We start from the raw sequence: 7150 nt of genomic DNA on the forward strand, positions 1-7150 counted from the left end.
TGGGGGAGACATATTCCGTCAGGCTCTTCTCCCGGAGGGAGAGGGGGTGCGGGAACCGCATCGTCTTCGAGGCCAGCAACCTGCAGTGCGCCAGCCTACAGTCCAAGCTGGCCATGCAGGCAATGGTGGACCGTGGCGCCATGACGCCCAACGAGTGGCGGGCGGTGATGAACATGGCCCCGGTGGAGGGCGGCGACCAGCCCATCAGGAGGCTGGACACCCAGGTGGTGGACATGGCTGAGCGGCTGCTGGGGATGGCGGAATCGCTGGATACAGGGAAAGTCGAGGCCATGGCGGGCGTGATGGTGAAGCTGCTAGAGGCGGACAGGGCGGGGCCTGAGATGTTCTTCCGGGACGCTGCCCTTACAGGAGCAGGGGCAGCAGGAGGACAGGCTGCCCTTGACGGGCGGGAGGAGGGGCTCCTGGAAACTGCGGAAAGGGGGAAGGATGAAGCACAGGATAAACATCCGGGGCGTGATGGTCCCGAACGACTACAAATGGTACTATGACTTCTTCGGGGAGGACTGCACCTGCCCGAAGGACGTGCAGCAGGTGATGGACGCTTTCCAGGACGGGGATGAGATTGAGGTGTACATCAACTCCCCGGGCGGCGTCATAGACGTAGGGGCGGAGATCTACACGCTCCTGAAGGGCAGGAAGGACAATGTGAGGATCTACATCACCGGGGAGGCCTGTAGCGCCGCCAGCGTGGCGGCCATGGCGGCCTACTGCGAGATGTCGCCCACGGCCTTGATGATGGTTCATTGTGTGTCCACTTATACAGAGGGGAACCACAGCGACCTGGAGCATACGGCCGAGGTGCTGCGGACGGCGGACAGGGCCCTGTGCAGCGCATACATGGACAAGAGCGGCATGACCGAAGAGGAAGCCCTGGAGATGATGGAGCGCACCACCTGGCTCACCGCGGAGCAGGCCTTGGAGCGGGGGCTGGTGGACGCGGTGATGTTCCGGGACGGAAAGGAGGCCACACCGCTGATGGCAGGGCCGCTGTTCTCCCTTCCCACGAAGGAGCAGATGGAGAAGGCGGGCAGGGCCATGAAGGAGGGAGCTGGGGAGCAGGACACATCCCGGATGGCCCATGCGAGGTTGGATTTTTTAAAGCTGAAAGCGAAAGGAGAAGGAGCATGAACAGGAAGCAGTATGAAGCCATGCGCAGGAAGCTGATGGACGAGGCCCAGGGGCTTCTGGACGCGGGGAAGGTGGACGAGGCCAATGCCAAGATGGAGGAGGTGAAGGCGCTGGACGGGAAGTGGGATGCCATCGCCCAGGCAGCGGCGGACTTTGCGGCGCTCAACGGCACCCAGACGGCGAAGAACCCGATGGGGGACATGGACGAAGCCTTTGGAGGGGAGGACGGTTCCAGTGATGACGACCCGAAAATAAAGGCCTGGAAATCCGAGGAGTATAAGTGCGCATGGGCGAAGCACCTCATGGGGAAGCCTATGAGCGACAGCGAGAAGGGCAGCTTTCTGCTGGTCAACGAGGCCTACACCCATACCACGAAGAATACCAGCATCGTGATTCCGGAGACCGTCAGCAAGGGAATCTGGGAGATGGCAGGGGAATACTACCCTTACTTTGCGGATGTGGCGAAGACGTATGTCAATGGGCTGCTCACCATGATCCAGGAGGATTCCTCTTCAGAGGCGTCATGGTATGAGGAGGGGACGAAGACCGAGGACGGGAAGGAGGCGTTCAAGGAGTACACCCTTGGCGGCTGCGAGCTGTCCAGGGCGATCACGGTATCCTGGAAGCTGCGGGAGATGGCGATTGAGGACTTCATCCCTTACATACAGCGCAAGATGGCCAAGAAGATGGGCGCGGCCGCAGGATATGGCGTCACCCATGGCGCCGGGGAGAAGGCGGCGTCCGGCAAGCCGGAGCCCATGGGGACGGTCACGGCGCTGGAGGCGGAGGAGGGCGCCCTGCAGGTGGCGGAATATGCCAATGGCACCGTGCCCAAATATGATGACATCGTGAAGGCCAGAGCCAAGGTGAAGTCGGGGTATGGCGCGGGGCTGGCCATCTATGCCAACTCCTTCACCATCTGGAACAAGATTGCCATGATTCTGGATCAGAACAAGCGCCCCCTGTTCGTCCCGGATGTGACGAACCAGGGACAGTTCCGCATCCTTGGCATGCCCGTGAAGGAGGACGACTCCATGAAGGATGGCGAGATCCTGCTTTCCAACGCACATGACGGGTATCACCTGAACGTCAACAAAGAGGTCAGCATGATGACGGAGGATCATGTGAAGGAGCGCACCACGGACTATGTGGGATATGCGATCATGGACGGGAACGTGGTGACCAACAAGGCGCATGCGCTGCTGAAGGAGGCCGCTGCCGCGGGAGCTTAAGCGGCTGCCGCCCAGGGATGGAGGTGCTTGCCATGATAACGGCTGAACAGGTGAGGAAGAAGATGCGCATCAGCCATTCCCGCATGGATGATGACATCGCCGGCAACATCGAGGCCGCCCGGCTGGACATGGGCCGGGTGGGCATCGACCCGGAGGCGGATGACGCTTTGGTGGACAAGGCGGTGGAGCTGTACTGCAAGGCTCAGTTCGACTACCTGGGGAAGGGGGAGCAGTTCCTGAAGAACTATGAGGGGCTGCGGGACTCCATGAGCATGGCGGAGGGGTACAGATGCGGGACGAGATGATATATTTCGCGGATATGGTGCCGGATGCGTCAGGGGAAAGGGATTCCTACGGGGATCCGGCCATGGAGCTGAAAATGTCGGACGCGGTCTTCGCGGAGCTGAAGTCCATCGGGCAGAGCGAGTTCTACCAGGCGCAGACGGCCGGGCAGAAGCCGGAGGTCAAGTTCAAGCTGACGGACTATATGGACTACCAGGGGCAGCGATACCTGATTCATGAGGGGGTCAGGTACACAGTCCTGAGGACGTACCGTACCGCCGGCAACGAGCTGGAGATTACATGTTATGGAGGTGTGAGGGATGCCATTGCCGCCGTCAGTGACAAGGGTGACTAAGGATGGCCTGAAGATTGTGTCGAACGTGGACAGATGCGCCTATACCATCAGGGAGCTGACCAGAGCGGCGCTCAGGGACGTGGGCAAGTACGTGTGTATCACGTCCAACAAGGCCGCGCAGAAGCTCTACCACAACAGCATGAAAAAGTCCAGGCGCGTCAGGGGCTCAAAAGGGGCTTTCCAGTACTGGGCCAGGAAGAACGAGGGCGACCTGCTGGTGGGCATAAAGCATGGGACATGGTACGGCACGGAGCAGGAGCTGGGCTCCAGCAAGATGAAAAAGCATGGGATCCTGACAAGCGCCGTACAGGACAATATCCCGGACATCATCAGGATAGAGAGCCAATACCTGTCGGCCCTGGAAGATGAGGCCAGGGCCCTGGCGCTGACTAGCGATGCGGAGTATCGGGGAGGCGGTGAGGACTGATGGGGGGCCTGGAGAAGGTGCTGGAGGCACTGACCGGGGCATACTGCGAGGAGGCTCCGGAGGATGCGGCGTATCCGTACATGGTCTTTTCTGCCCGGAGGCTGACGGAAGATGCTGGGCAGCAGGTCTATACGCTGGAGGTCAATGCCTGGGACCAGCATCCATATTATTCCCGGGCGGAGGGCATGATGGACGGCCTGGAGGGGAAGTTGCACCGGTGCAACTATATGACAGAGGGGCATCTGATAAGGATATTCAAGGGGGCGCGCCAGAATATCCCGGATTCGGACAAGACAATCAAGCGGGTGCGGGAGCAGTTCGAGATGCGCGTCTATGAGATGGAGGATTGAGATGGGAAAAGGAAAGAAGAGGTCATATTCCGGCTATACGAAGAAGACAGCGGAGCACCTGCTGCTGGACGCAGGGGCGTTCTTCAAGAATTTTACATATGAGGAGGGCGGGACTTCCAACGACACGTTCGATTCCGCCGTGCAGGCGGGTAAGCTGATCGGGGCCACTAAGGGTGGAGGCGAGTTCTCTGCCGTGGCGGCAATCCGGCAGATTGAGGTGGACGGCGTGAAAGGCCGCGCGAAAGGCTTGGAGACCATCGACTCCTGGGACGTGTACCTGAAGGCCACAGTGCTGGAGACCACGGCGGAATCCATCAAGGCGGCGCTTGGAGCAGCTACCGTGGACACGGAATCGGATGAGAAATATGACGTGATCACGGGGAACGCGGCCATAGGCCTGGAGGACTATCTGGACAACGTGACCTGGATCGGCACCCTGAGCGGCAGCAGCGAGCCTGTCATCATCCAGGTCTACAACGGGCTGAACACGGAGGGGCTGAAGCTCACCGTGCAGGACAAGAACGAGGCCACGATACCCATGACGTTCTATGGCCATTACACGGACGATGACCTGGACAGCCCGCCGTTCAAGGTGCTGTACCCGAAGAAGCCACAGGGGGGACAGGCTGGTGAGGATGGCGGGGAGACCATGGAAGGAGGTGCCGGAGCTTGAGGAAGATAAATACCGGGGACGTGTTCAAGATGGCACGCCTGCTGAAGAACACAAACGTTATGGATGCGGTCAAGGATGCCTATAAGGCGGCCAAAAAGGAGGATGCGGTTGAGGGTGCCCATAAGGGAGATGCGGGAAAAGGGGGCATATGGATGGACGCGGCCATGAAGGTGCTGTCCTCCTGCACCAGCCAGCAGGCGGAGGAAGAGTTCTATGACCTGATGGCTGGCATCTGCGAGAACAAGCCGGAGGACATCAGGAACCGCCCGCTGGACGGCCTCATAGAGGATATCAGGCGGATATGCGAGGAGAACAACGTGGCAAATTTTTTGCGTTCAGCCTCAGATTTTGCCGAGAAGCTGTAAGGCTGGAGGATCTGGTATACCGGCGGTATGGCGGCGGTGCGGCCAGCGTCCTGGCCATGCCCTTCGCGGAGGGCTGCGAGCTGGTGTGCCATGCTTCGGATGCCGAGGAGGAGGACAGGCTCTTCCTGCGGTGGGCCATCATGTACCAGGCCAGCATGGGGTTCGAGGAGTTCAAGGCAGAGCTGCTTCCGGAGCAGGGGGAGCATGGAGATGGGGACGGAAGGTCTGCGGCGGAGATCCTGGAGGATGTGAAAGGGATAATCGGGTGACATAGATGGAGCTGTTCAAACTGTTCGGGTCGATATTCATAGATACGGATGCCGCGGAGAAGAGCATGCAGAAGGTGGAGCAGGCTGCAGAAGACTTCATGACTAAATTCGGCAGCGGAATGGAAAAGGTCGGCGAAAGGATCGAGAAGTTCGGCGACAAGATGTCCTCTACCGGAACGAAGATGACATTGGGCGTCACGACGCCCCTTGTGGCCCTGGGGACAAAAGCGATAAGCACTGCAGCGGATTTCGAAGCGGCGATGTCGGAGGTAGGCGCCATTTCCGGAGCGACAGGAGACAATCTTGCCGCGCTGCGGGACAAGGCGGAGGAAATGGGAAAGACCACGAAGTTCTCTGCCGGCGAATCCGCGGAGGCGCTGAAGTATATGGCCATGGCTGGCTGGGACACCAACGATATGCTGGCAGGCCTGGAAGGGATCATGAACCTTGCCGCGGCTTCCGGGGAAGATCTGGGGATCACCTCGGACATCGTGACGGACTCGTTGACGGCTTTCGGGCTGTCCGCTTCGGATAGCGAGCATTTTGCGGATCTTTTGGCGCAGGCCTCCAGCAATGCCAATACGAATGTGAAGATGATGGGCGAGACGTTCAAATATGTGGCACCCGTGGCCGGTGCGCTGGGCTTTTCGGCTGAAGATACGGCGCTGGCGGTGGGGCTGATGGCCAATAGCGGCATAAAGGCTTCCCAGGCAGGCACATCTCTCAGAGCCTCGTTGACGAACCTGGCAAAACCCACTGATGAGATGGTGGGGATGATGGTCTCCTTGGGGCTGGCTACGGAGGAGACCGCCACCGTCATTGATGAGGGGAAGCTGCAGAAGGCTCAGACAAAAGTCGAGAACAAGACCATCGACATGCAGAAGGCTCAGATCAAATACAATGAGGCGGTGGGGAAGTATGGAGCCAGCTCTTCCCAGGCGCAGACGGCAGCCCTGAACCTTGAGAAGGCTCAGAACAACCTGGAAGCCGCCATCAATGATCTGAACGCGGCACAGGAAGGTGAGATAGAGACCACAGGGATACAGAACCATCTGCTGGTGGACAGCGAGGGGAACACGAAGTCCCTGCGGGAGGTGATGCTGGCGCTGCGGGATGCCTTTTCGGATTTGTCCCAGGAGGAACAGGCTCAGGCGGCAGCCACTCTGTTCGGGAAAGAGGCCATGTCCGGGATGCTCGCCGTCATCAATGCAAGTGAAGAGGACTTCAACAGCCTTGCTGCGGCTATAGATTCTTCGGATGGCGCGGCCAAGGAAATGGCAGATACCATGAACGATAACCTGAACGGCCAGATTACCTTGCTGAAGTCCCAGGTAGAGGCGCTGTTCATCCAATTCGTGGAGCTTGTCATGCCGTACCTGAAGCAGGGGGTCGAATGGCTCTCCGCGGTATGCGACTGGATTGCCGGGCTGGACGATGGGACGAAGGGGCTGATTATCAGGATCGGCCTTTTGGCTGCGGCAGCCGGGCCGGTGCTTACGATTTTCGGAAAGGGCATTTCCGTAATCGGGAGCATCGTCTCTGTGGGAGGCAAGCTTGTCAGCGGGGTGGGCAGCCTCCTAAAGATAGGCAGCAAGCTTTCCGGAGGAATCAGCAGCATCATCAAGATAGGGGGCGGCCTGGTCACGGGTGCCACGAAATTGTTTGGGCTGTTCAGCACAGCGGCTTCCTTCATCGGGACGACGCTGATTCCGGCCATAGCTTCGATTGGGGCTCCGGTATTGGCTGTAATAGGCGTGATTACTGCCTTAGTGGCCGCTGGTGTCGCATTGTACAAGAACTGGGATGAGATATGCGCATGGGCCGGCAAGGCATGGGGCGCAATTAAGGACACGATAGGCGGTGCGATTGATGGTGTCATAGGATTCTTTTCCGATTTGAAGGAGAAAGCTTCGGAGGAGTTCCATGAAATGGCAGAGAAGGTCAGCAGTAAGGCAGAGGAGCTGAAGGAGAAGGCAGTCAGCAAATTCGAGGAGCTGCGCGACAAGGCTTCGGAGAAGGTGGCATCCCTGAAGGAGAAGGCAGTCAAC

Annotated in this window: 10 protein-coding genes and 1 pseudogene; all 11 read left to right on the forward strand. The window is 59.1% G+C overall.

The window, feature by feature from the left end:
* Positions 1 to 509: pseudogene (locus tag Q2B33_RS17880) on the forward strand (hypothetical protein); the annotation flags it as partial.
* Positions 448 to 1149, forward strand: a complete 702-nt coding sequence (locus Q2B33_RS17885; RefSeq protein WP_300572173.1) for a head maturation protease, ClpP-related — start codon at positions 448 to 450, stop codon at positions 1147 to 1149. The pseudogene Q2B33_RS17880 and the gene Q2B33_RS17885, both read left to right, overlap by 62 nt.
* A complete protein-coding gene (locus tag Q2B33_RS17890) occupies positions 1146 to 2381 on the forward strand; it encodes a phage major capsid protein (RefSeq protein WP_300572175.1) in 1236 nt (411 codons plus the stop codon). The genes Q2B33_RS17885 and Q2B33_RS17890 overlap by 4 nt, the downstream gene beginning before the upstream one ends.
* A 32-nt stretch (positions 2382 to 2413) precedes the next feature.
* Positions 2414 to 2686 carry a hypothetical protein gene (locus Q2B33_RS17895; protein WP_300572177.1) on the forward strand — a complete coding sequence of 91 codons (273 nt, stop codon included), beginning with the start codon at positions 2414 to 2416 and terminating at the stop codon, positions 2684 to 2686.
* Positions 2671 to 3018 (forward strand): hypothetical protein, encoded by a 348-nt coding sequence (locus Q2B33_RS17900; protein WP_300572179.1) that lies wholly within the window; start codon positions 2671 to 2673, stop codon positions 3016 to 3018. Before Q2B33_RS17895 ends, Q2B33_RS17900 begins: the two co-directional genes overlap by 16 nt.
* Positions 3011 to 3445, forward strand: a complete 435-nt coding sequence (locus Q2B33_RS17905; RefSeq protein ID WP_300815773.1) for a hypothetical protein — start codon at positions 3011 to 3013, stop codon at positions 3443 to 3445. Before Q2B33_RS17900 ends, Q2B33_RS17905 begins: the two co-directional genes overlap by 8 nt.
* Positions 3445 to 3795: a hypothetical protein gene (locus Q2B33_RS17910; RefSeq protein ID WP_300572183.1), complete on the forward strand. Its 351-nt coding sequence runs from the start codon at positions 3445 to 3447 to the stop codon at positions 3793 to 3795. Before Q2B33_RS17905 ends, Q2B33_RS17910 begins: the two co-directional genes overlap by 1 nt.
* A gap of 1 nt (position 3796) precedes the next feature.
* Entirely contained in the window at positions 3797 to 4468 is a 672-nt protein-coding gene (locus Q2B33_RS17915) for a hypothetical protein (RefSeq protein WP_300572185.1), read from the forward strand.
* Positions 4465 to 4833: a hypothetical protein gene (locus tag Q2B33_RS17920; RefSeq protein ID WP_300572187.1), complete on the forward strand. Its 369-nt coding sequence runs from the start codon at positions 4465 to 4467 to the stop codon at positions 4831 to 4833. Before Q2B33_RS17915 ends, Q2B33_RS17920 begins: the two co-directional genes overlap by 4 nt.
* Positions 4834 to 4889: 56 nt before the next feature.
* On the forward strand, positions 4890 to 5102 hold the full coding sequence (locus Q2B33_RS17925; RefSeq protein WP_300572189.1) for a hypothetical protein: 213 nt from the start codon (positions 4890 to 4892) through the stop codon (positions 5100 to 5102).
* Between the two features lie 5 nt (positions 5103 to 5107).
* Positions 5108 to 7150 (forward strand): phage tail tape measure protein (locus tag Q2B33_RS17930; protein ID WP_300914139.1); only part of this gene is annotated, 2043 nt, incomplete at its 3' end.

It is taken from the genome of uncultured Acetatifactor sp. (assembly GCF_948601915.1).
Lineage (GTDB): Bacteria > Bacillota > Clostridia > Lachnospirales > Lachnospiraceae > Acetatifactor.

Coding starts and splice junctions, on each gene's coding strand:
- Q2B33_RS17885 (WP_300572173.1), top strand. CDS start 448: ATGAAGCACAGGATAAACATCCGGGGCGTGATGGTCCCGAACGACTAC.
- Q2B33_RS17890 (WP_300572175.1), top strand. CDS start 1,146: ATGAACAGGAAGCAGTATGAAGCCATGCGCAGGAAGCTGATGGACGAG.
- Q2B33_RS17895 (WP_300572177.1), top strand. CDS start 2,414: ATGATAACGGCTGAACAGGTGAGGAAGAAGATGCGCATCAGCCATTCC.
- Q2B33_RS17900 (WP_300572179.1), top strand. CDS start 2,671: ATGCGGGACGAGATGATATATTTCGCGGATATGGTGCCGGATGCGTCA.
- Q2B33_RS17910 (WP_300572183.1), top strand. CDS start 3,445: ATGGGGGGCCTGGAGAAGGTGCTGGAGGCACTGACCGGGGCATACTGC.
- Q2B33_RS17915 (WP_300572185.1), top strand. CDS start 3,797: ATGGGAAAAGGAAAGAAGAGGTCATATTCCGGCTATACGAAGAAGACA.
- Q2B33_RS17925 (WP_300572189.1), top strand. CDS start 4,890: ATGCCCTTCGCGGAGGGCTGCGAGCTGGTGTGCCATGCTTCGGATGCC.